General features: G+C 68.3%; 21 protein-coding genes and 3 pseudogenes. 9 read left to right on the forward strand and 15 right to left on the reverse strand.

What is annotated here, in order from left to right:
* Positions 1–60: 60 nt before the first annotated feature.
* Both J7I97_RS07325 and J7I97_RS07330 read right to left on the reverse strand, forming a co-directional pair.
* A complete protein-coding gene (locus tag J7I97_RS07325; protein ID WP_251058570.1) occupies positions 61–963 on the reverse strand; it encodes a transposase in 903 nt (300 codons plus the stop codon).
* A 191-nt stretch (positions 964–1154) separates the two neighbouring features.
* The gene (locus J7I97_RS07330; protein ID WP_214931867.1) at positions 1155–1307 is read right to left on the reverse strand and encodes a hypothetical protein; all 153 of its coding nucleotides are present in this window, start codon (positions 1305–1307) and stop codon (positions 1155–1157) included.
* 371 nt (positions 1308–1678) lie between these two features.
* Here J7I97_RS07330 and J7I97_RS07335 point away from each other — a divergent pair, with 371 nt between their 5' ends.
* Positions 1679–2806: a hypothetical protein gene (locus tag J7I97_RS07335; RefSeq protein WP_214931869.1), complete on the forward strand. Its 1128-nt coding sequence runs from the start codon at positions 1679–1681 to the stop codon at positions 2804–2806.
* A gap of 531 nt (positions 2807–3337) precedes the next feature.
* Here J7I97_RS07335 and J7I97_RS07340 read toward each other — a convergent pair.
* The gene (locus J7I97_RS07340; RefSeq protein ID WP_214931871.1) at positions 3338–3877 is read right to left on the reverse strand and encodes a hypothetical protein; all 540 of its coding nucleotides are present in this window, start codon (positions 3875–3877) and stop codon (positions 3338–3340) included.
* A gap of 5 nt (positions 3878–3882) precedes the next feature.
* The gene (locus J7I97_RS07345) at positions 3883–4386 is read right to left on the reverse strand and encodes a hypothetical protein (protein WP_214931873.1); all 504 of its coding nucleotides are present in this window, start codon (positions 4384–4386) and stop codon (positions 3883–3885) included.
* A 251-nt stretch (positions 4387–4637) separates the two neighbouring features.
* On the opposite strand from J7I97_RS07345, the gene J7I97_RS07350 reads away from it, so the two are divergent.
* The 5 genes from J7I97_RS07350 to J7I97_RS07370 all read left to right on the forward strand — a co-directional run bounded on the left by J7I97_RS07350 (position 4638) and on the right by J7I97_RS07370 (position 9367).
* A complete protein-coding gene (locus J7I97_RS07350) occupies positions 4638–4916 on the forward strand; it encodes a zinc-ribbon domain-containing protein (protein WP_214931875.1) in 279 nt (92 codons plus the stop codon).
* A 657-nt stretch (positions 4917–5573) separates the two neighbouring features.
* Entirely contained in the window at positions 5574–6203 is a 630-nt protein-coding gene (locus J7I97_RS07355) for a class I SAM-dependent methyltransferase (RefSeq protein WP_214931876.1), read from the forward strand.
* 31 nt (positions 6204–6234) lie between these two features.
* Positions 6235–6663, forward strand: a complete 429-nt coding sequence (locus J7I97_RS07360; protein ID WP_214931878.1) for an IS5 family transposase — start codon at positions 6235–6237, stop codon at positions 6661–6663.
* Complete coding sequence (locus tag J7I97_RS40180) at positions 6660–7487, forward strand: transposase (protein ID WP_214931880.1); 828 nt, start codon at positions 6660–6662, stop codon at positions 7485–7487. Before J7I97_RS07360 ends, J7I97_RS40180 begins: the two co-directional genes overlap by 4 nt.
* 101 nt (positions 7488–7588) lie before the next feature.
* Entirely contained in the window at positions 7589–9367 is a 1779-nt protein-coding gene (locus tag J7I97_RS07370) for a reverse transcriptase/maturase family protein (protein WP_214931882.1), read from the forward strand.
* Positions 9368–9744: 377 nt separating this feature from the next.
* On the opposite strand, the gene J7I97_RS07375 is transcribed toward J7I97_RS07370, so the two are convergent.
* Complete coding sequence (locus tag J7I97_RS07375) at positions 9745–10374, reverse strand: hypothetical protein (RefSeq protein ID WP_251058572.1); 630 nt, start codon at positions 10372–10374, stop codon at positions 9745–9747.
* An 821-nt stretch (positions 10375–11195) separates the two neighbouring features.
* On the opposite strand from J7I97_RS07375, the gene J7I97_RS07380 reads away from it, so the two are divergent.
* Complete coding sequence (locus tag J7I97_RS07380; RefSeq protein ID WP_374195444.1) at positions 11196–12581, forward strand: chloride channel protein; 1386 nt, start codon at positions 11196–11198, stop codon at positions 12579–12581.
* Positions 12582–13372: 791 nt separating this feature from the next.
* Here the strand turns inward: J7I97_RS07380 and J7I97_RS07385 are convergent.
* The 3 genes from J7I97_RS07385 to J7I97_RS07395 form a co-directional block, all read right to left on the reverse strand.
* The gene (locus J7I97_RS07385) at positions 13373–13876 is read right to left on the reverse strand and encodes an NUDIX hydrolase (RefSeq protein ID WP_214931887.1); all 504 of its coding nucleotides are present in this window, start codon (positions 13874–13876) and stop codon (positions 13373–13375) included.
* A 420-nt stretch (positions 13877–14296) separates the two neighbouring features.
* Positions 14297–15175 (reverse strand): glycosyltransferase family 2 protein, encoded by an 879-nt coding sequence (locus tag J7I97_RS07390; protein WP_214931889.1) that lies wholly within the window; start codon positions 15173–15175, stop codon positions 14297–14299.
* 40 nt (positions 15176–15215) lie between these two features.
* A complete protein-coding gene (locus J7I97_RS07395) occupies positions 15216–15371 on the reverse strand; it encodes a hypothetical protein (RefSeq protein WP_214931891.1) in 156 nt (51 codons plus the stop codon).
* A 679-nt stretch (positions 15372–16050) separates the two neighbouring features.
* Here J7I97_RS07395 and J7I97_RS07400 point away from each other — a divergent pair.
* Positions 16051–16479 (forward strand): annotated as a pseudogene (locus J7I97_RS07400) (DUF4232 domain-containing protein); the annotation flags it as partial.
* Positions 16480–16732: 253 nt separating this feature from the next.
* Here the strand turns inward: J7I97_RS07400 and J7I97_RS07405 are convergent.
* Together J7I97_RS07405 and J7I97_RS07410 are read right to left on the reverse strand one after the other, a co-directional pair.
* The gene (locus J7I97_RS07405) at positions 16733–17986 is read right to left on the reverse strand and encodes a serine hydrolase domain-containing protein (protein WP_308369366.1); all 1254 of its coding nucleotides are present in this window, start codon (positions 17984–17986) and stop codon (positions 16733–16735) included.
* A gap of 101 nt (positions 17987–18087) precedes the next feature.
* On the reverse strand, positions 18088–18984 hold the full coding sequence (locus J7I97_RS07410; RefSeq protein ID WP_214931893.1) for an alpha/beta hydrolase: 897 nt from the start codon (positions 18982–18984) through the stop codon (positions 18088–18090).
* Between the two features lie 108 nt (positions 18985–19092).
* Between J7I97_RS07410 and J7I97_RS07415 the strand changes: the two genes are divergently transcribed.
* Complete coding sequence (locus tag J7I97_RS07415) at positions 19093–20148, forward strand: CdaR family transcriptional regulator (protein ID WP_214931895.1); 1056 nt, start codon at positions 19093–19095, stop codon at positions 20146–20148.
* Positions 20149–20574: 426 nt separating this feature from the next.
* On the opposite strand, the gene J7I97_RS07420 is transcribed toward J7I97_RS07415, so the two are convergent.
* From J7I97_RS07420 to J7I97_RS07435, 5 genes and pseudogenes are all read right to left on the reverse strand, one after another.
* Positions 20575–20907, reverse strand: a complete 333-nt coding sequence (locus J7I97_RS07420; RefSeq protein ID WP_214931897.1) for a hypothetical protein — start codon at positions 20905–20907, stop codon at positions 20575–20577.
* A 60-nt stretch (positions 20908–20967) separates the two neighbouring features.
* Entirely contained in the window at positions 20968–21144 is a 177-nt protein-coding gene (locus J7I97_RS07425; RefSeq protein ID WP_214931899.1) for a hypothetical protein, read from the reverse strand.
* 155 nt (positions 21145–21299) lie between these two features.
* The gene (locus J7I97_RS39835) at positions 21300–21515 is read right to left on the reverse strand and encodes a hypothetical protein (RefSeq protein WP_308369365.1); all 216 of its coding nucleotides are present in this window, start codon (positions 21513–21515) and stop codon (positions 21300–21302) included.
* A 131-nt stretch (positions 21516–21646) separates the two neighbouring features.
* Positions 21647–22066: pseudogene (locus tag J7I97_RS39840) on the reverse strand (type IV secretion protein Rhs); the annotation flags it as partial.
* A 21-nt stretch (positions 22067–22087) separates the two neighbouring features.
* Positions 22088–22225 (reverse strand): annotated as a pseudogene (locus tag J7I97_RS07435) (IS701 family transposase); the annotation flags it as partial.
* Between the last annotated feature and the right edge of the window lie 655 nt (positions 22226–22880).

The following is a 22880-nucleotide window of genomic DNA, read 5'->3' on the forward strand; positions in this document are numbered from 1 at the left end:
ACGACCTTGGGGGCAATTGAGGTCGGGACGTGTTGGCCTGGCGGTTCGGCTGGTGGGTGATCAGCAGGTCGTCGTGCGGACGAGGACCAGTTCGGTGCTCGTCCGGCGGCGGGTTGGCCTGCGGGCGGAGCGGTCCGAGACGAGGGACGCGATCGCCCGGTGGGTCTCGTCGTAGTCCTCGCGACGCCCGGTGTATCGCTGGAGCGGATGCCACTGCTTGTACTCGGCGTTCGTGTGCTCTACGCAGATCCGCGCCGAGGACTGCCGGCGGCGAAGCTCGCGCCAGGCACGCTTGTCGCCCTCGCACGCGTCGTCGCCTGGCTTCTTCGGCGGGGCGCTGACCTGGTCAGGAAACTCTTTGGCCAGGCCCTGATATCCGGAGTCGACCTCGGCTTTCACCGTGGGGTGCAGGCGGAACTGCTCGGCGATACCTTCGGTGCGCACGGCGGTCTGGTCGTGCATCCGCCCGGGCCGCACCACACCGGAGAACAGGGTGCGGCCCTGGTGGTCGCTGAATGTGGTCGTCTTGATCGTGTTCTGTCTCTTCTTGCCGGAGATGAACGCTTTGCGTCCAGGGCGTCCCGCGTGAGGGCGTCTGACCTGGACTTCTGTGCCGTCGAGACGGATCTCGACCGCTTCGGCCTGGGCGTAGGCAAACAGATCTTCCAGGGTGCGGATACGCAGTCCGGGGCGGTCGGGGACAGCAAAGCCGCGGGCCGCGAGCAAGCGCCGGACCTCGCGAATCGCGGTGGAGACGGTCGAGCGGTCGACCTCGAACAGCTCGGCCAGGGCCGCGTGGGGCAGCCCGAGGCGCAGATGGACCAGGGTGGCCAGCAGCCGGTCAGTGAAGACCAGTCGCTGCTTACGCCCCGCACCCGCCGCCCGCTGACGATCCCCTCCGCGCCGCTCGCGCAGCGCGGACTCACGGAGAGCCGCCCATCGGGGTGCGAGTTCTTCGAGCAACTCGCCGAAATGTGCGCGAGAGACCCCGGACAGGGCAGGATGGGAGCAGGCCGTGCGGGCCCAGGTCAGCTTCACAACTCACCCAACCCGTACGGCCCTTCTCATGTCACGGCCGGACCCGCCCCGCATTGCCCCCAAGGTCGTTAGTATGCAGCGAGCGGCTGATCGGTGGGCGCTTTATCGTCTTACGCCTATTCGCCGAACGGAAACGGTTCACCGGCGCGGCGCTGGTCGCCGGACTTGGCGACCTTTGCGATCTGGCGCTGGCGCTCGGGGCCGACGGCCTCGGCGAACTGCTTGAGGCTGGCCAGACCGACCGGACACCTTCTCTGCGCTCTGCTCATCGTATTGGGCCCTCGGTCATCCCCGGCATATCGAAGCCCGCGACGAATTGGCATGCTGAGCTCCCTTTCAGAGGGTACGGAGTCCGGCCCAGTAGCGATCTCGACGAGCCGCACGCGCGTTCACCTGAGCCGAGCGGGGCACTCCCAGTGCCTGACGACGCAGCGCCAACTCCGGACGCCCGTCAGCGGAGCGAACCATGACGACACCTGCATCGCCAAGACCGGACTCGACCTCAGACCTCGAAACCCCCGCCGTTAAAGATCTCTAGCTGCGGCCATGCCTTCTCTCTCCCCCTAAGGGCCGTCGCCCGGGCTGAGCCCGCAACGCGGGCTATGACCGCCGCCCCCTGATCGCCCCCTAAGCTGCGCCAATGGATACACGACAGTACGCGGACAAGGACACCGGCGACTGGGCCGCGCCGTTCGAGGGCCTGGACGTCATCCCGCGTCTGGCCGAGGAGTGGCTGCGGGGGCTGGGCCTCAACCGGGCTGCCCCGACGGAGGTGTTGCTCGCCATCATCGCCGCCGGCCGGGCCGACTTCCTGTTCCGCAACGATCTGCCCGCAGGTGTTCTCGACGCGGCGGTCGTCCACCCGGCCAAGCGTGTGTGGGGAGCGGCTGCAGACAGTGGACGCCTCTCGCCCGCGCAGTGGGACCGGCTCTTGGCCGCCACCGCGGATCTGCCGCTCCATGGAGCCCTGACGGAGATCGCGGCGGAAGACCTCGCGCGTCGGGGGAGCATCGGACGGGGGCGGCGCAGGGGTGTTCACGAGGCGCCGCACGCCGACGCCCGGCCCCCAGCGACGCCGGATGAGATCGCCGCACTGGCCAGCACGGTCCCGGAGATCGATCCGGGTCACCGCACGATGGCCCTGTGGTGGGTGGGTGCCCTGCACGACAACCCGGACGCCATGCGGCAGCTTGCCTCGTCGCCGAACCTGTGGATCCGCCGCAGCGTGGCCCGCGCACCGCGTCTTCCGGCGGACGTCGCGGAGATCCTCGCCCGCGACGAGGACCGCGTCGTTCACCTCTTCCTTGCTGAGTCTTGCGACGATGCCCCGCCGGAGCTCCTGCTCAGCGTGTGGAGCTGGTGGCCCGGCAGCCTTTCGTTCCCCGGCCGCCCCCGCAACCACCCCCGTTTCCCGAGCGAGGGCCTGCTCCGCTTCGCGGGCGACGGCCGGCCTCGTATGCGGCTCCTCGCGCTCGACGATCCGGAATCGACGCCGGCCCTCGTGGAGCAGTTCAGCCACGACCCGGAGTTCGCCGTCCGTGCGCGTGCCGCTGAGGACCCACGCCTGTCGCCTGGGGCCGCCGCCCGGCTGGTGGGCGACGGCCACTGGAAGGTCCACCGTCCGGCCCGGCAACACCCGAACCTGCCGGTGGCCGTGCTGGTGTCCTTGCTCCGCGACGCCGACACGGCCCGGGACGCCGCACGCAACCCGGCCGTCCCTGTGGCCGTCATGCACCAGATGGTCTCGCTCGCCGCACCACATTGCTGACGGCCCCGAGCGCCGGGCCGGCGGCCCCTGCGCCCGGCGTTGCGTCGGCACCGCCGCCTCGGCCGGAGCCGTCCCGGCTGGCGCGGCAGAGGACGGCGGGCGCCGTCGGGGTGGTGGAGCGGGAGAGGGAAGCCGCCGGGGAAACGCGCGGGCTGGGCGGCAGCGGTGCGAAGGTCTCGCCGCTCGCCCGGGTCACCGACGGGCTTCGGCCGTCGAAGCTGATCCGGTTCGAAACGGGCGTTGCGAGGTTAATCGTCAAGCTGAGTGCCGAGCAGGCCGCGGCCGCCCCCGGCCTGAACGAGGACGCCGCGCGTGAGCAGATGGCGCGCTTCGGCCGCTGGAGCCGTACTACAGCTGAACGCCGTCTCGGTCCCAGAGGTCTTCGAACCCGCTGCACGCGGGGCGAGGCAGACTCGCCGTGTGGTTGCCTCGCAGGGTGAGGGTCCGGACGGTCGGCCGATCGGCCATAGGTGAGCGGCCTGACCCGCGAGAGTTCTAGATTCGGGCCCCTCATTGGAAAGCCCGAACCGGTCAGTGTCCGATCTGCCGGGCCACGGCCTGTGCCCACCGGTCGCCCTGGTTGGCCGGTGCTGCCTCGCGCAGGGACGCATTGTGCTCGCCCTGCCGGGAGTCCACGGCGTCCAGCGACGGCGTTTCCACGTGGACACTGCCCGGCAGCATCCAGCGCTCCCCGTCCTCCGTGCCACGCGCTACCGCGATCACGTAGGACCGGTCTTTGGCCATCCGCGTCCGGTCCCCGTCCCCGTACACGACGCTCACCGTCACCGAGGCCGGCGGCGACCCCTTGAACGCCTTCCGCACCTCAGCTCGGTACTCGACACGGACCGGTCCGCCGCCGAACAGCGGGGCGTGCTCGCTGCTGCCCGTGATCTGCGCCCACACCAGCTCATCGGCGTGGCCGGCGACCTCGCGGTCGTCGGTGGCCCGGTAGCCGACATCCGCCGACGACGTCGGCGGAAGGCCCGGCTCCAGTGCGACCTTCGCGGCCCCCAGCCCGACGGCGGCCAGGACGAGCGCGGCCCCGGCCAGCGCCCACGTCTTCTTCTTCACGGTCATCATCCCCACAGCAGCGTGTAATTCTTCTTGTCCTTGGCCGTCGGTGCCGACGCCATGTCGCCGGTGTGCGGTGCCATCAGCGTGGCGTACTCCGACGGGTCCTTGTGGCAGAAACCGAGGGCGTGTCCCAGCTCGTGCGCGGCCGTCTTCCGCTTGGCCTCGGTCGTCGTCAGATTCGCCAGGTTCAGCCAGATCACGTCGGTCCCCGGACCGTGCTCCCAGTAGCCGTACAGGTCGCGCCACTGCCCGTCCGTGCGGTTCGTGTCCTTGAACTCGACGTCGGCGTAGCTCGTCGCGTCGTCCTTGCGGATTTTGATCGTGCCGAGGTTCCACGACTTCACCGCATGCGACAGGGCGTCGTCGAGGTTCGTCGAGTCGTCGTAGGTGATCTCCCCGCCGTCGACGGAGGAGTTGCCGCGGGAGTCGGTAGTCTGCGCGCCCGAGTATTTCGTCCAGCACGCCGCGTACGCCGCAGCGGCGGCCGGGGCGTACTCCCAGCCCACCCCCGCCCCTGGCGGAGCTGCCTGACCCGCTGGCCCAACTCGATCCGAACGCAAACGACGGCATTGACGCCGCCCGGATCCTGACCAACGACAAGCCCAAACTCCACGGGAATTGCCCCGCGGCCACCGATGGCAGACACAGGTGCGCCATGGGGCCGTCCCCGGGCCCTCTCCGGCAGCGGCTGCCCCCGGTGCGCCCGGCGCCGGACCGTTCCCCGCCTCCAGCATGCCCACGCCGCACTCGCCTTGGAATGGCACCCGTCCCGCAACCCGGACTGGACCCCGCGAAGCTCACCGCCGGATCCCACTGCATCGTGTGGTGGCAGTCCGCAGGATGCCGCAGCGACTACCGCGCCCGGATCCACCACCGCGTGCGGGAGACGACCAGGTGCCTGGACTACTGCTCCCGGCGCGTCCAGTACGCCGACCTCGCCACCGAGAGCCCCGACCTAGCCGCGCAGTGGCATACCGGTCCCGGGCCAGGCAGCCACGGCCATCGCGGCCGTCGCCCCCGACTGCCCGCCCGGTGAACACGACCGTGCAGTCGCGAAGTTGCGTGGAACGGCCGAATTTACGGATTCCCTCCTGGCGGCGAAATCCTGTACGAACTCACGGGCGAGCCACGAGCGGGTTTTCTCGACCAGGAGCTACACGGCGGGGGCCGAGCACTCAGGGACGCCGCCGGACGCAGCGGCCACGCTCGGACCCCGGGGCGCGGCCCTGGCACCGGTCCAGCGCGAGGCGCTCGCCGGGTCGGAGGGCAGCACGGTCACGCCCGCCCTGGACACGGACACCGCTCTCGCTGAGGCCCTGTGGAGCGGCACGGGCGACGCCGGCACATGGCGATCGTGGCCAATCACTCAATGAGCTTGACCAGGTCTCAGCGACATTGAGCGCGATCAAGCGCGCCGATGGGGGAGCGGGCCCAGTAAGGCCCTGCTCCCGGGCCTGGTCACGGAGGCGCTCAGGATCCCTGCGGCGCTTGCCGGTCGGAGCGCTCCGACCGGCAAGCGGCGCGAGCCTTGACGGCAGTGCCGCTGGGCCTGGCGCCGGTGCCGGCCAGGAAGTGGGGCGTGGGCTAGTCTAGGGCCTTCCCCGTGGCATATGACGGGAAGTCAGTCCCGGGTGGGGGTCGGCACGGGGCCGGAGAACGGCTGCGAACGTGCGCGGATGTTAGCTTCTTTCCCGTGGTGGAGCACCAGGACGAGACCAGGGCGGCCTACGACGGGATTGTCGAGCTGTATGCGTCGATGTTCGCTGATCGGCTGGAGACGCAGCCGTTCGCGCGGGCCATGGTCAGCACCTTCGCCGAGCTGGTGCGCGGGACGGGGAACCCGCGGGCAGCCGACGTCGGGTGCGGGCCCGGACATCTGACGGCCATGCTGCACGACCTGGGGCTGGACGCCTTCGGACTCGACCTCTCCCCGGCCATGGTTGACCACGCCCGGCGGGCCCATCCGGCGCTGCGGTTCGACGAGGCGCGGATGGAGGCCCTGCCGGTCGAGGACTGCGCGCTCGGCGGCGTGCTGGCCCACTACTCGATGATCCATACCGCGCCTGGGGAATTGCCCGCGCTGCTCGCCGAGCAGGTGCGTGTCCTGGCACCAGGGGGCCTGCTCCTGGTCTCGTTCTTCGCGACCGACGGACCGGAGCCGGTCCGCTTCGACCACAAGGTGACGCCCGCCTATAGCTGGCCGGTGGACCGGTTCGCCGAGTTGCTGGCCGGGGCCGGGCTCGTCACGTTCGCCCGGCTGATCCACGACCCAGCCTCCCAGCGGGGCTTCCTCTACGCCCACTTGCTGGCCCGTCTCCACTAGAGCGTGCCCCGTGGTCTTTGGGGGCGGGTTGGTGTGGATCATCCTTGTGGATGAAGATCGCCTGAAGCGACATGTTCTGACCGATCGGGAGTGGGTGCTGCTGGAGCCGCTGCTGCCGGTGAACGCGGTGCAGGGCGCGCGATGGAACGACCATCGGAGGGCGATCAACGGGGTGCTCTTCCGGACGCGGACGCGGACGTCGTGTGCGTGGCGTGACCTGCCTGCGTGTTATGGGAAGTGGAAGACGGTCTACAACCGGCATCGGCGCTGGTCACTGGACGGGACCTGGGAGCGGATCCTGGACGGATTGCGCGCTGGCTGCGATGAGGCCGAGGGCGGGGACTGGACGGTCAGCGTCGATTCCACGGTGGTGCGCGCTCACCAGCACGCGGCTGGGGCGCATCACTCCCCGGCCGCCGACAGTCCTTCAAAGGGGACCGCGTTGATCACGAACGGGTGACGTGCCGTGAGGCGCTCGGCCGGTCCCGGGGCGGCCTGTCGACCAAGCTGCACCTGGTCGCCGACCGGCGGTGCCGACCGATCGCCCGGATCCTCACACCGGGCCAGTGGGGTGATTCCCTGCAGTTCGTGCCGTTGCTGGAGTTCATCCGCGTCCGCCGCCGGGGCGTCGGCCGCCCCCGCAAACGACCCGCCCGCGTCCTGGCCGACAAGGCACACTCCTCCCGCCGCAACCGCCGCAACCGCCGCTACCTGCGCCGACACGACGTCAAGGCCGTCATCCCCGTCAAGAAGGACCAGGCCGCCCACCGGCGCAACCGCGGCTCCCAAGGAGGACGCCCCCAGGTCTTCGACCGGGATGCCTACAAGGACCGCAACACCGTCGAACGCTGCGTGTGCGCCACGAGGCGCCTTGTTGTATCCCCGGCTCAGCCGGGAGGAATTGGAGGGATATTCCTGGGCCTGATGGCTCACCTGGATCCGAAAGGTGATGGGGACCAGAGCATGCCAGAGAATCAGCGACCGGGCTCAGTTGCCAGGGACGGTGCGCTGAGGGGCCCGCGTGATAAGGCGAAAGCTGGATTGCCTGAACCCCAATCTCCAGTCGATGAAAGTTCGCATCCATCGGAAAGGCTACTGAAACCGATGCCATGTCCTGTGACGGCTTTGATGCATGGCCGACATACCTTCCGAGACATGGGGCGATGTCCAGTGAGGACATTGAAGGAGATGAGTGGGGCGCCTACGTCACGCTATGACGTACAACAAGGACGAACGTGGGATCGCCTACGGGGTGCGAACCCTAAGGTGACGGAGTGCCCGTAGTAGTCGTAGGAGTAACGAACTACCAAGGAGAGCAGGAAAGCCGCTCGCAGGGCGAAGGGGCACAGGTGACTGGATGCGAAAAAGACCGGGAGGTATGCGAAATGCAGAGTGCCGACACGGTGTTAGGCATCCTTCGTGAGCGCGGCAGACGTGGTCTGCCGTGCAGTGAGCTGTATCGGCAAATGTTCAATCCGCAGTTGTACCTGGTGGCTTACGGTCGCATCTACTCCAACAAAGGGGCGATGACGTCGGGAGTCACGCAAGAAACCGTGGACGGCATGTCACTGGGCAAGATCGGTCGCATCATCGATGCGATGCGTCACGAGCGCTACCGGTTCAGCCCAGTCAAGCGAGTCAACATTCCCAAGAAGAATGGGAAGACACGGCCGCTTGGACTGCCAACCTGGTCGGACAAGCTCGTCGGCGAGGTGATGCGCCTCCTTCTGGAGGCATACTTCGAGCCGCAGTTCTCCGACCGCTCCCACGGGTTCCGGCCCAAAAGGGGCTGTCACACCGCCTTGACGGAGGTGGGCAATACCTGGACGGGTACGACCTGGTTCATCGAAGGCGATATCTCTGACTGCTTCGGTTCGATCGACCATCGAGTCGTCATCGAGACGCTGGCAGAACGGATTCACGATGGCCGGTTTCTTCGGCTCGTGCGCAACATGCTTGAGGCCGGGTACATGGAGGACTGGACCTGGGGTGCCACGCTCAGCGGGGCACCTCAAGGCGGAGTGCTCTCTCCGCTGCTGTCCAATATCTACCTGCACCGACTGGACAGATTTGTCGAGAAGGTTCTGATTCCGCACTACACCCGAGGGCGAAGCAGGGCGCGCAACCCTGCCTACCTGGAGGTGGTCAACGCGATCGCACGCGCCCGCAGGCGCGGAGACCGGGCCGAAGTCCGGTCACTTCGCAAGCAGCAGCGCAGTATCCCCAGCGTGGATCCGAACGATCCAGGATTCCGGAGACTGCGCTATGTGCGATACGCCGATGACACCCTTCTTGGGTTCATCGGGCCGAGATCTGAGGCCGAGGAGATCAAACAGCGTCTCGCGGTATTCCTTCGTGAAGACCTCAAGTTGGAATTATCACCAGAGAAGACACTGATCACCCATGCCCGTAAGGGTGCGGCATCGTTCCTCGGATACGAGATCACCGTGCAACACAACGACAGGCAGGCAACCCGAGGCCGCAGGACGGCTAACGGTTCGATTGCTTTACGTGTGCCAGCAAAGGTGATCCGAGAGAAGGCAGCCCTATACCTTAGCCGCGGAAAACCCGCGCACCGGCCCCAACTCCTGAACCACGACGACTACACAATCGTCAACGTCTACGGGGCCGAATACCGGGGCATCGTCCAGTACTACCTCCTAGCCGGCAACGTATGCCGATTGCATCGGCTGCGTTGGGCCATGGAAACCTCGTTGCTCAAGACACTGGCAGCGAAGCATCGCTCGACGGTGTCCAAGATGGCGGCCCGCTACAAGGCCAAGATCGAGACACCACATGGGCCCCGCACATGCTTCGAGGCCAGCGTCCCCCGCAGCGCAGGTAGGAAGCCACTGGTCGCACGATTCGGCGGAATCTCACTGACGCGACAGAAGGCAGCGGTCCTCACGGACCGTCAAGTGGCCAACCTCCACCCCAGAAAAGAGCTGATTACCCGGCTCTTGAAGGGGAAGTGCGAGCTATGCGGGACATCGGAAGACGTGCGGGTGCACCACATCCGTAAACTCGCTGACCTCGACATGGGTGAGCCGCCTACTGAATGGCGTCAGGCCATGGTGAAGAAACGGCGCAAGACTCTGGTTGTCTGCATCGGTTGCCATGACACGATCCACTCAGGAAAGCCAACCAGCAGCGTCACGAAATAGGTCACTGGAGAGCCCGTTACGGGGAAACTCGTACGGCGGGTTCGGAGGGGGGCCGCGCGGAAAAGGGCCTGCACATGGCAGGCACCTCGTCGCGCGGCCTACCCAACCAACCGCCTGCGCCAGCACCGCGCCGTCGCTACCCGCTATGACAAACGCCAGCTCACCTACCAGGGCACCGTTGACGTCGTCTCGATCCGCATCTGGCTCCAAGACCCCGTCACATGATCACGGGACAGTCCCTAGGAGACCCGGTCCTGAACTTCCACACGATCGCGTTCAGGACCCGTCCGTTCATCCAGGTGTGGCCACCCAAGCACTGGCGGGGGCAGCGACGCCTGGACGTGGTCCCACTCGGCATCGGACAGTCATCGCGGGTGTCACCGCACCGTGATCCACAATCCACGACCAGTTTGACGGCAGACCTTAGGAGACGAAGCCCACGATCCCGAAGCCGGGGAGCGCCTGCGTCTGGCGCAGCCAGCCTCGGGATCCAGTGCCGGGGCGTGGCCGTCCCGTTTGGCCTGCTCGAACTGCGCCAGCGCCTCCAGACACCGGTCGTGCGTCCACTCGCCGCAGCGCGGAAGGTCGTAGGACGGGACGGGGTCGGGCAGGCCGCGGTATCGGCCGAACTCCGCCACCGACACAGCGTTGATCCTCAAGGCCTCAAGCCCCTCGTCGACGAGCTCCAGCCAGTCGCCCCGGAACGGGCAGAAGCAGGAGTTGTCGAGGAACGATCCGGTGAGGGAGCACAGGCGTTTGTAGGCATAGCCGTACTGGAAGGCATGCTGCCGGTCCTCGTCGAAAGGCCCGCCGTACACCACTGCGTGCAGCGCCTCGGCGGCGGTAGGGGCGCCGTTCGCGATGGAGGAGGCGGACCAGTCGTCCTCCGACGCCATCTCGTCGCGGAAGTTCGCATGGACGGCCTCGATCAACTCGTCGTCACAGGAACCGACGAAGCCGCGGGCGACCTTGGGGTCAAGCAGGAAGACACTCAGGGAAGAACTCACAAGATCACATTAGCCACCGCCACCGCCACCGCCACCGCCACCGCCACCGCCGCCACTGCCACCGACAGATCCGTTGCGGGAACCGATGAAGCGGGAATGCGGGACGTGATCCTCCACTGGGCCGGGCCCTGGTGGCGCGCTGGGAGCGTCGGCGTGTTCAGGCGGGCGGCTTCGGGGTGTCCAGGTCGTTCAGTAGCCGTATGAACGGCCGGCGTAGGGCCACCGCAACCGGCTGGGGCACGGCGGCTGCATACGCGGTGAAGTGGTTACGGGCGACTGCGACCGCGGTTCGGGCGTCACGGCCTGCCAGAGCCTGATCCATCGCCTGCGCTGTAGAGGAGGCCATGCCGTAGGTAGGTGATGGAGCGGTCGGGGGGTGGGCCCGCGCCCAGGGAGGCGAGCAGGAGAGCTGCCGCGGCGGGCACGGTCGCCTGGCGGTATCGGCCCGCCCGGGTACGTGCCCATGGGCTGCTCACCTTCGTCTGGGTCGAGCAGACGTCGCTGAGCCCCCGAAGGCGTCCTAACCATCGTAGGAGTGCCCAACCTGCCGTTCTACCTGCACGGCCCTTGTCGGCCACCACCCGCTCAGGGCCGGGTGGGGCGGTCCCGAGCTGGGACGAGGACCCGGTTGACGACCGTTTCGGCCTGGGTGCAGTCGTGCCGTCACTCTAAGGGCCCCCATTGGCCGGCCTCGCGGACGGCTGAATCCGGCGGAACGGCCGGCGATGCTGCCATCATCGGGCCGAGGGCCGGACCCCGCGCTCGGCGGCGGTCATTCCCGGAGCCGGAAGCCATCCGAAGGACGGCATCGAGGAGCCACGTTGACGTCGCCGAACCCGCCGGAACGGAACGAGCCGCGGCAGCGCGCGGCGACCGCCACCCTGCACTCCGACCCCTTCGGTCCGCTGCGCACCAGGGGCTACCTGATGCTCCTCGTTGTCGCCGCCCTGCTGGGGGTCGTTCTGTCGGCCGGTGCGTACGGTTTCCTCCAAGCGGTCGAACAGATTCAGCAGGCCCTCTTCGACGACCTGCCGAAAGGGCTCGGATTCGACGGACCGCCTGTGTGGTGGCCACTGCCCCTCCTCGGGCTGTCCGGCCTTCTGGTCGCGCTGACCGTGCAGTACCTGCCGGGCAACGGCGGCCACCAGCCGGCCGAGGGGCTCAACACCAAGGGGGCGCCCAGCGCGGCCGAGCTACCTGGCATCCTGCTCGCGGCGTTGGCCTCCCTGGGCCTCGGCGCGGTGATCGGCCCCGAGGCGCCGCTGATCGCACTCGGCGGCGGCATCGCCCTGTATGCCTTCCGGCTGCTCAGGCCGGGCTCCGACGCCACCACCCAGGCCGTGGTCGCGGCCTCCGGCAGCTTCGCGGCGATCAGCGCGCTGCTGGGCTCGCCACTGCTCGGCGCGTTCCTGCTCATGGAGGCGTCCGGACTCGCCGGGCCCGTGCTCGGCATCACGCTGCTCCCCGGCCTGCTGGCCGCGGGCATCGGCTCGCTGGTCTTCACCGGGCTCGGCTCCTGGACGGGAGTCGGCGCCGGCCAGCTCGTCATCCCGAGCCTGCCGGCCGCCGGCCGCCCGGACGTCGCACAGTTCGGCTGGGCGCTCGTCATCGGCGTCGCGGCCGCCGCGGCGGGCATCGGAATCCAACGCCTCGCACTGTGGCTGCAGCCACACGTAAACAGCCGCCGCCTCGTGTGGACCCCTCTGTTCGGCCTCGCAGTGGCGGGCCTCGCGATCGCCTATGCCGAGGGCACCGGCAACGCCTTCTCCCAGGTGCTCTTCTCCGGCCAGAGCGCCCTCCCCGACCTCCTCCTCCACGCCGGTGACTACACCGGGGGCGCGCTCACCCTGCTGGTCGTCTGCAAGGGCATGGCCTACTGCCTCTGCCTGGCGGCGTTCCGCGGCGGGCCGATCTTCCCGGCACTGTTCATCGGCGCGGCGGGCGGCGTCGCGCTCTCGCACCTGCCCGGCCTGCCGTTCGTCGCGGCCGCAGCCATGGGCATGGGAGCGATGTCGGTCGCCCTGCTCAGGCTGCCCATGACGTCCGTACTGCTCGCCACGCTCCTGCTGGGGAAGGACGGCGTCACCGTGATGCCGCTCGTGATCGTCGCCGTCGTGGTCTCCCACGTCACGGCCTCGCGGCTCGTCCCCGCCCCGCCGGCCGAACCCGCCGCCGCAGCAGCCGCAGTCGCGTCCGTGCCGGGCTGACGACCGTACGACGCGGCCCCGGTCATCGGTGGCACCGGGCGAGAGGGCCCGGTTCAGGCCAGGCAGGCGGTAGGCGCGTCGCGCAGGATCGGGGGAGAAGTCGATGAACCCGACTTCTTCGAGGTCGACACGCAGCCCGTACGCGGGCTGCCCCCAATCACGGAAGTAGGCGTGCCCGAGCCCCGCGAAAAGGCTCAACGATGACTTGGACGGCTACGAGCTGCTGCTCGACCTGATGTCCGACTACGGCAACAGCGCCGGGACACCGAGCCCGGCGACGCCCTGGTCCGCGCCGGCATCATCCGCACGGACACGCCCATGCACCGGCCCGCTACCACGAACTTCCGGTCATCCAGCAGGTTCCGCTGTCGTTGGTGGCCGGTTGGCTGGTTGACCCCGCGTTCTTGACGGGTGTGGTCGGATGCCGTGTCATGAGGGGGAGCACGGCGGCGAGGGGCGGCACGATGGCGGCAGATGGTCAGGACGGCCCGGGGGATGACGCCAGCGGCGAGAGCGAAGGCCGCCCGTTGGCCCCGGAAGGGATCGCCTCAAGGCCGCCGCGACTGCGACCCGACCGGGGCAGTTGGGCATCGGACCATGTTCCCCTGATCCTTCTGGCACTCGTAGTCCTGGTGCTGATGATCGCGGGTGCGATGTCCAACGACAGCGTCACCTGCCCCGGGGGCGCCAGCAGCTGCGGCTCCCCCTGACATCCCGGCCGGGCGAGCAGGCGGCCAGACGCCCCGCCGACGACGGACTGGCCGTCGACAGGGACGGCCGCGATAGCGCGCTTACAGGGTCAGTTCGAGGTAGGCGGCCCGCTTCGTCTCACGTGCTGCGAGGGCCTTTCGCCAGATGGCGAGCGCGAACGGCGGAATCATGCTGGGGGAGATGTCTTCGGGCAGGCAGAACCGGATCTCCCCTATCTCCGACTTCTGAAGACTGATTGCCTGTTGCTGCTGCGGGCCGAGCTGGGGGCCGTCGAAGACATAGAAGACGTGGGATCCCTCAGCCCTGGTGACCCAGGCGGTGACCAGGAGATCGCCGATCTCAAGGTCCAGTCCGAGTTCCTCACGGAGCTCACGGCGGAGGGCTGCGGTGGGTACCTCACCCTCTTCGATGTGGCCGCCGGGCAGGTTCCACCGCTCCTTGTAGACCGGGTTGACGATGAGTACGCGGCCCTGCTCGTCCCTCACGATTGCGGAGGCGGAGGCGGAGGCGGAGGCGGAGGCGGAGGCAGTGGCAGTGGCAGTGGCAGTGGCAGTGGCCGTCGCGTGGCCGGCGGATGTGGTCATGAGTTGCTCCTGTGATGACGTACGGATTCGGATTGGTCAAGCGGAGGCGTGGGAATCCTCCAGCACTTCGGCCGCGATCGCGGGATCTGTTCGCGTGTAGGTCACGAGGACGCGCAGCAGCCACGACACCTCCTCGGAGAAGAAGTCCTCTCCGGCGGAGGGAACTCGGCCGGCACACCCGGCACACCCGGCTCACGGACCGGAGCCCACATGTTCAGACGCGCGTCCATGATCCGGTAAGCCTGGGCGGCAGCCTCGGCGTCCTGGCTGCCGTACGTACCCCCTCGATCTCGGCGAGCTCCAGCGCCAGCTGGTAGAAGTCGTCCGGGGCCCGTCGGCGCATCCCGTGGCTGACGACGCGGATCTCGGTATCCGGGCCCGGGTGCGTCGGCTCTGGTGGCTTCTCGGGCTGGGTCTGGTTCAGAAGATGGGTGGCCTGCCGGCCCGGGTGAGCCGGAGGACCGTGGGCCAGGACATGGCCTTTCGGGGGCCCTGGCCGCCCGCGAGGCCTTCGCGGAATCCGGCGAGGGTGACACGGAGGGCCTTGCGGCTGCGGATGCGCCACAGGGTGACGAGTGTCCAGGTGGCGAGGTTGAGCGGGATGAGGGGGCGTGGGAGGTTGCGGCGGGCGACCCAGACGCGGTTGCGGGCGTTGAGTCGGTAGAAGGTTTCGTGCCGGGCGGGGTCGGTGGCGGGGTGGTGGACGATGATGTCGGGCACGTACCGGCCGGTGCCGCCGAGGTCCCACAGTCTCCAGGCCAGTTCCACCCCCTCGTGGAAGAGGAAGAAGTTGCCGGGCCAGCCGCCGACGCGGTCGTAAAGGTCGCGGCGGACCATGACGACACCCTCGGCCATGACTGTGACGACACCTGCGCGGGTCGGGTCGGAGGCACGCAGTCGCGGTACCCAGCGCCGGAGGGTCGCGCCGGTGACGGGGTCGCAGATGCGAGGCTGCGCGTACGCGAGCTGGGGGTCGCGGGAGAACTCGGCGACGAGCCGGGCCAGCGTGTTTGTGGCAGGCAGGTGGGCGTCGTTGTCGAAGAAGAACAGGTAGCCCCCTTTGGCTTCGCTGGCGCCGACGTTGCGGCCTTCGGGGATGCCCACGTTCTGCGTGAGCGTGACGGTGCGTACCCCCTCCGGGACCTGTTCCGGAACGCAGCCATTGCCGACAACGATGACGTCCAGGTCGACGCCTTCCTGCGCGAGAAGCGACGCCATCGCCTGGGGGAAGTCCTCGGGCCGGTCGTTCATCGTCAGGACGACGGCGCCGACCGTAGGACGCGATGCGCCACTGCTCACAGAAGTGCCCTCCGTCTCACGTCTTCGCAAGGGCCCAACCCTAGTGCTCGGCCGTAGTGCTCTCTGACGCGGCGGAGACGCCGAGTGCGGCCACGGCGCCCGCCAGCGCCCCGTGCAGGGCGCGTTCGGCGGCGGGTACGAGCCGTCCCGCCCCGACGTTGACGGGCGGCCGTGCTGGGCGTACGTGGTGACGCACCGGGTGCGGCCTGGGGTACGGAGGCCGTTGGTGTCGTCGGCGGCCCGGCCGCACCACGCCAGAGCCTCACTGCATCCACCTCGACGGCTGGGGTGAGCACCGCCGCCCTTGTCCACGCAGCCGATGCGCCGTCAGTGGCCGCTGTCACCATGGCGGTTCAGGAATCCGGCGCGGTAGATGGTGTTGCGGTCCTGTCATAGCGAGTGGCCGGGCCCCGCCGCCATTGGTCGAGCCGGCTTGTCCCAATAGCCAGGCGAACGGAATGGCTACCTTCACGTCCTGAGTCCGTAACGGTCCCCAGGGACGGGACTTCAGCGATTTCGCAGGGGCATAAACCGGGGACGGCCGACCAATCCAGTCGAGCCATGTGAAGGCACACGGGGGCCACCATGCGCACTGTCCACAACAGTTGGAAAACCTACGCCCTTGGGGTCGCGGCAATCGCCGCGCTCCTCTCGTCCACGGCCTGTGAGTCCGGCGGCACGGACAACGGCAAGAGCCCACCACCTCCGGCACCCCGAGTGCGACCGTTACGCCCACCCCCTCCGGGACCCCGAGCACGGCCGGCACCGCCCAGCCCGGCGGCGGGGGCACGACAGGCGCCTCGCAGAGTCCGGGTAACGGCTCGGGCAACCCCGGCGGTGGCGGCAAGAGCACCACCGCGGCCTGCAACGACAATGACCTGTCGATCGCCACGTCGTTCTGGCGACAGGACTCGGGGCAGCACCTCCTCATCACGGCCATCAACGCCAGCGACAAGGCCTGCACCCTCTACCACTATCCGTACGTCGGCTTCGGCGCCGACATCGAGGGTCCGGTCAGTCCGATGGAGTCCAAGCCGCAGGCCATCGCCACGATCAGGCCGAAGGAGAGGGCGTACGCGGGCTTGTTCCTCTTCCGAGGGAGCGAGAAAACGGTCGCCGTGGAGGCGTTGTCCATCGGCTACCAGGACCGTGCCCTCAACAGCAACAGAGATGTGGCGATGCTCGACATCTCGCTGTCCGACGAGATCGACTTCCTCAACGTCGGATCCAACCCCCGGGTCACGTATTGGAACCGCGATCTCCGCGCAGTCGAGAACTTCTTGTTCAGGTCGGGCAACAGCTAGGCCGTTTCCTTCGGACCACATCGCTGACCAGACGAGGATGGCAGCGAGGTGGAGTCCGGCAGATGGATCTTCGTGGCCAGTGGCGGGCGAATCGCCCCGGGTTCGATGGGGCGGTTCACCCCCCAACCCGGGGCGCCATGCCAATACCGCGTGGCGGTGAGGCGCGTTACACGCGGAATTTCGGCGATGCCGTGGCTCTGCCGGCGGTGACCAGCAACAAACTGGTCCCCACGCACACAGCACCCCAGGGAGCCTATGGTTGGCGAGCGTGCGAGACTCCGCCTTCGTTTCCGTCGCCGCACATCGCTTGCCGGTACAGCGCCGGCAGCGCGTCGTCGATGGGGTGGTGCTGCGGCTTCCCCGAGGAGTCCACCTTGTTCCACCTCTGGAGGTTGATCGCGACGGACATCTGGCGCTTGCCGTCGGCCCGGGTCAGGGACATCGTTCCGGCCCCCCAGACCGTGCCGTCGTGGCCCCAGAAGGTGCCGCAACCCCGGATGTCGACCCTGTGCAGGCCGAGGCCGTATTGGATCGTCGTGCCGTCCAGGGCGCGGACCGGGATCGTACGCTGCATCTGAGCCAGCGATGACGGGTTGACGATCTTGCCGTCGAGCAGCTTGCCGTAGAAGCGGTTGAGGTCCTCCATGGTGGATACCAGAGCGGCCCCGGTCCCCGTCCAGGACATGTTGTAGACGCTGTAGTCGCGCGGCGGGTCGATCAAGCCGTACAGGGCCTCGTACATCTGCGAGTGCGGTCCCTTGATACGCGGCCCGGCCGGGAACTCCGTGTGGCGGAGCCCGGCACGCTCGATGACGTTCCGGGTGATGTACTTCTCGGCCGTGGTACCGGTCACCTGCTCCAGGAGCTGGCCGAGGAGCAGGTAATTGGTGTTGGAGTACACCCCCGTAGGACCTCCGGGCTCGCCGGTGGGAGGCGCCGCGAGCCCCATCTCGATCAGCTCGGCCGGGCGGAACTGCCTGAACCGGTTGTCGTCCAGGCTCTCGGACGACACGTCCGGCCGAGAAGGGAACCCCTGGAGGGACGGGAACGCATAGGGGATGTAATCGGGGATACCGCTGGTGTTGTTGAGTAGCATCCGAACCGTGATCTTCCTGCCGCGCTCTCCCGGCACCAGCCGCGGCAGATAGCCGCCGATCGGCGCATCGAGCTGGATCCGGCCCTGCTCGACCTGCTGCATGATCGCGGCGGCGGTGAAGGTCTTGGTGACGCTGCCGACACGCTGCCGCATGTCCGGACTGACGGGACGGCCGGTCGTGACATCGGCGACCCCGGAAGCGCCGCGCCATGTCCGCCCGGCATCGCGCACCTCGGCGTACACCCCCGGAATCCCCGCGCGGTGGACACCGTCCACCGCGGACTGCAGCTCCGCGGGATCGAAGCCGGTCCGCCGGGTCGACTGGCCCGTACTGCTGGCCGACAGGGACGGTTCCCCGTTGTGAGCGGGAGCTGCCGCCACCGTGCTCGCACAGACACTCAGCGCGGCCACGCTTGCGCATAGCACCATTCGGATCTTCAAGGCGTCCGTCCTTCTTTCATGATCAATGAGTGCAACGGGGGCTTTCCCCCGTGCCTTTCGACATCCACGGCTCACTCCGCCAGGGCGTGGCGCAGGGCTGTGACGAGTGCGGCGTTCTGCCGCTGTGACACCTCGGCGGACAGGATCGCCAGCGACCCGTGGAAAGTGCCGGGCCACTGGTGCAGTTCGACCGACACGCCCGCCTGCAGCAGGCGCAGGGCGTAGGTGATGTCCTCGTCGCGGTTCGGACAGAACTCCGCAGTAGCGATGTAGGCCGGCGGCAGGCCGGACAGGTCGGCGGCCCGGGCCGGGGCGGCGTACGGCGTGGCGGGCCGGGAGCCAAGGTAGTGCCGCCACGACGCGGCGATCCGGTCGCGATTGAACCAGGGTGTGTCGGTGAAGTTCCGCGCCGACCACGTCTCCTGCCGGTCGTCCAGCATGGGCTCGTTGAGCAGTTGGAAGCGGATCGCCGGCCCCTGCTCGTCACGCGCCCGCAGCGCCGCCGCGGCCGCGAGCCCCGCGCCGGCACTGTGCCCTCCGACTGCGATACGGGCCGGGTCGATGCCGAGTTCAGCCGCGTGCTCGGCCGCCCAGGTCAGTACGGCGTAGGCGTCGTCCAGGGCGGCCGGGAACCGGTGCTCGGGGGAGTGGCGGTAGCCCACCGAGATCACCACCGCGCCGGAGCCCTCGGCGAGCCGGGCGGCCCACGGGTGCTCGGTGTCCAGGTCGCCGAAGACGAATCCGCCGCCGTGCAGCCAGACGATGGCGCCCTGGGCCTGGTGCGGACGGTAGATGCGCACCGCCACGTCCGGATCGGCGGGCACCGTCCGGTCCTCGATCTCCATGCGCGAGGTGTCCGGCGCCGGCCTCGAACCGGTCAGCGCGGCAAAGTTCTTGCGCGTGGTCACCGGGTCGGTCAGGTCGTTTTCGGGGAGGAACGGGATGAATGCTTCGAGTTCGGGATCCATGACGACCATCCTCACGGCCGTCCCCCAAGGGGGTCATCCGCCAACCGTCGCGCATCCCACGCCGATCGCGCGCCGACTGGCGCACCCCTGTCCTTCTATCCTTCTGCCATGGAAGCACTGGCCGTACGGCTGTCGGGACTGGATCCGCACGTCGACGGCGCGTTCCGCATCGTCGCGTTCTACGACACGCTGATGCGCCGACGGGTGGATCTCCCCGCGCTCGCCCGCGCCTCGGCGGGCATGGCGGAATGCGTCACCGGGATACGCATCCACGGCGCGGGGCGGGCGACCCGCATCTCACCGGACGGCACGGAAGCGTCCACGCCTCAGGCACCCGCGTCCACGTCTCCGGCAACCGCGTCCACCACAGTGCCGATCATCCTCGACGAGGAGGAGATCGGCACCGTGTGGCTGGAACGCCCCGGCCCACCCAACCCGCTCGACGAGGTCCTCCTCGACCGGCTCGCCATCGCCGTCGGGGCAGCAGTGGAGCGGTACGGCCCGGCCCGCACCACCATGGCCGACCCCGCCCTCGTCGAACTCGCGATCAGCACCGACAGCGACGAGGCGGCCCGAGCACGGGCGCTACGACTCCTGGGATTCGCCGCCGACCTGCCCGTCCACGTCGTCGCCGTACGCTCGCAGCTCCCGCTCGACCGGATCGGGGGCCTGCTCTGCCCGGCCCGCCCGGTGAAGGCGGCACCGCTCGCCGACGTCGGCGTCATCCTGGCCACCGCCATCGACCCGGCCCGGTTCCCCGCAGGCGTACGCGCGGGCATCGGCACCGCAGCAAGCCCCGACCGATCCTGGCGGCAGGCCCGCGCCGCCCTCCGCTTCACCACCCCGCGCGAACCCGTCATCCGCTACACCGACCTGGGCGCGCTGGCGCTCCTGGCCGAGATACCGCAGGACACCGCACGCGACAACGCCGATGTGGCCGCCATCGCGCGAATCGCCGGCAACCCAGATGATCTGGAGACTCTGGACACCTACTGCGCCACAGGCTCCTTACGCCGGGCCGCCGACCTCCTCCACCTGCACCACAGCAGCATCGCCCGCCGACTCGAACAGATCGCAAAAACCCTGGGCATCGAACTCACCGAACCCACCGGACTGATGCGGGCCAGGCTCGCCCTCACCGCATGGCGGCTACTCAACGACTGAGGAAGATCCGCCTCGCCACTGGGACGACGAGTCACCCGCTCGACCGCCGGAACAAGATCGACGATCGGCCGCCGAGTCCCGGTTGATCTCCGATTGGCTCTCAGAGCCCGTCCTCACTCAGGGAGTAGCTGAACCGCCCCTACCGCGAGCGCCGCACCCTGCTCGAGCCCCTATTCGCCGATCACGGCCTGACGGCCCGGTGGATGCTCTGTCCGACGACGACAGACCTGGCGAAGGCGCAGGAGTGGCTGGAATCCTGGACGGACGTCTCCGGCGTCGAAGGCATCGTGGTCACCGTGCATGAACCAGCGCTACCTCGGTATCGACTGGGCGAGCCATTGACCCGAAGCCCAGCGCCCCGCCCCACACATAGCCAGCCGGGAGCAGCAGATGGCCGCCGCCAGGGCACACCGGCCGCCGCCGGCGTCACGGCACCGTGAACCAGCAGACGTCACCGGAGTCGGGCAGCCGGGAAGACGTCTTCACCTCTGCCGCGATACGCGTCAACACCTCGGCCTTTTCAGCTCGCCACGGCAGGAACGGCTCCTGGGGCGACTCCGTAAGGTCGCCCGCTCGCGCTCCGGCGTCATACAGGTCGCCGACGATCCGCAGGAGCAGCCCCAGCTGCTCCTCGAACGAGGCGCCGCGTCCGAGCAGGCTGCCCACGGATCCGCTGAGGACCGAGAAACCGAGCCAGTCGTCGTGCGCGTACTGGATGAGGTATTCCAATTCCCGGCGATATGCTTCCTGGTTCACCATGGCTCAGTTCCCGTGCTGCGGAATATGGAATCGTTTCATATCCAGGCGGTCCACGTCATTTTAGTCAATGGTCGCTCCACCGGATCTGCTGAACGGGCGGTAGGTCACGGTCGCCTTCGGGTCGTCCGAAAGCTGCCACACCTCGACATTTCCCTTCGGTGTGGGCTTGACCTCGGGATCGCCGAGCTTGGCGTGCAGGTCCAGGCGGATGCGCTCCAGCTCCACCTCGTCGACCATTCTGACGCCGGTGGCGTCTTCCTCTCCCCTCAAATTACCGTCGCTGTCGTGGGCCGTCTCACGTGCGGAGTGATGCCGGACCTGGTCGTCGGGGGCACGGCTGTCCCGGCCGTGCCGTCCGGGCGTTCCACGCGCGTCAGATGACCGAGGCCGTCTCACGTGTAGCGGGTGGCGTGGCCGAGCGGGTCGGTCACGCAGAGACGTAGCCGGTTGGCCTCGTCCCACTCGGTGAGGGTGGTGTTTCCGAGGGGGTCGGTCTCGGCGACCACCTTGTACGCCTCGTTGTAGACGTACGTGGTCCGGTTGCCGAGGGAGTCGGTGTAGACGGTGGTGCGCGCCGCGTCGTCGTAGTGGAGGCGGCCGGTCATCATGTCTCCCGAGCCGACGGTGCGGAGTACGCGTCCGTGGCGGTCGTAGACGTAGCCGAATTTCGTTCCGTTGCGGTCGGTCCATGCGGTGATGCGGTGATGCGGTGTTCGGCGTCGTAGGTGTAGCGCAGTGCTTCGCCGGTGGAGTTGACGGCCTCGGTGAGGTCACCGGCCGCGTCGTAGCCGAAGGAGGCCAGCGTCACGCCGTCCTCGCTCGTGCTGTGGACCAGGAGGGGCAGCGCGGTGACGCGCAGCTTGGCCGGGTCGGTGTCGACGGCTATGCGGTAGCCGCCGGAGTGGACGATCTGCGCCGGGTGTCCTTCGGGACTGTATTCGAAGGTGATGCGGTGGTCGTTGCGGTCGGTAATGGCGTGCAGGGCCAGTTCGCTCGCGCCGGCCACGGGCAGGGGCGCGAAGTGCAGGGTCCGGCCTCGCTCCGGCACGTGGATGGTCATGGCGCTGCCGGGCTTGCCGTCCCAGTGGAGTGGCCAGCGCGGGCCGCTGGTGGGAAGGGTGTCCGCGTCGGGGCGCGGGACGGGGTACCGCAGCAGCATGCCGTCGTCAGCGACGCAGGTCCGCTGTTCGGTGAGGAACAGGTGGGCTGGGGTGACGAGGGTGACGTGTCGGTGCCAGCCGGTGAACGAGCGGCCTTCGAAGTGGTCCAGGCCCAGTGCCGTTTTCAACTCGCGGTAGTCGTGCTCGATCCGCCAGCGTGACTACGCCATGCTGCTCGCGCTGCCAGTACCGGAGCGTGGCCTCGTACCCCCTCCTCCAGCCCTGGCGCTCGGTGTTGAAGACCTGGTAGCTGATCACTTCGCGATCAGCGCTGGATCGCGAGGATTGTCCACCCTGCCCTACGCAACCGACTCCAGATTCACCCAAGAGATGGTGGCGGATGATTCCGTGCTCAACCGGAAGTCGTAGTCATCCACTTCGGGGGCCGAGACCATGAGCCTGAACCCCACAATGAATGCGACGAATTCGCCTTGAGTGATGGCGTTCGAGGGTGCATACCTGAAGGTGAATGGGTTGGGGAACGCCAGGAGCGTCCTGTCCCACCGATTCATGTTGAGCCCGGTGTCCTCCGAGTGGTTGCCGACCAATCTCCGCATGCTTGCCTCGTTCTGCCGGCCAAGATCGATGTTCCAGAAATCAAGGACTGGTCTTTGTGGATTCGCGTCAGATCTCGGACTTCAGGATGCAGCACCCGGGCGAACGGATACAGCCCGGCATAGACTTCATGCGACGACCAACCCCACTCGTTGTGCCGACTGCCGAACGCTCGCAGACTCAGCGTCCCGAATCGAACTCTCAACATCAGGGGGCTGGGTCCTGGGGACTTCACTAGGAAAGCCCAGGATGACTCCA

It is taken from the genome of Streptomyces sp. ISL-87, assembly GCF_018614095.1.
Taxonomy (GTDB): Bacteria; Actinomycetota; Actinomycetes; order Streptomycetales; family Streptomycetaceae; genus Streptomyces.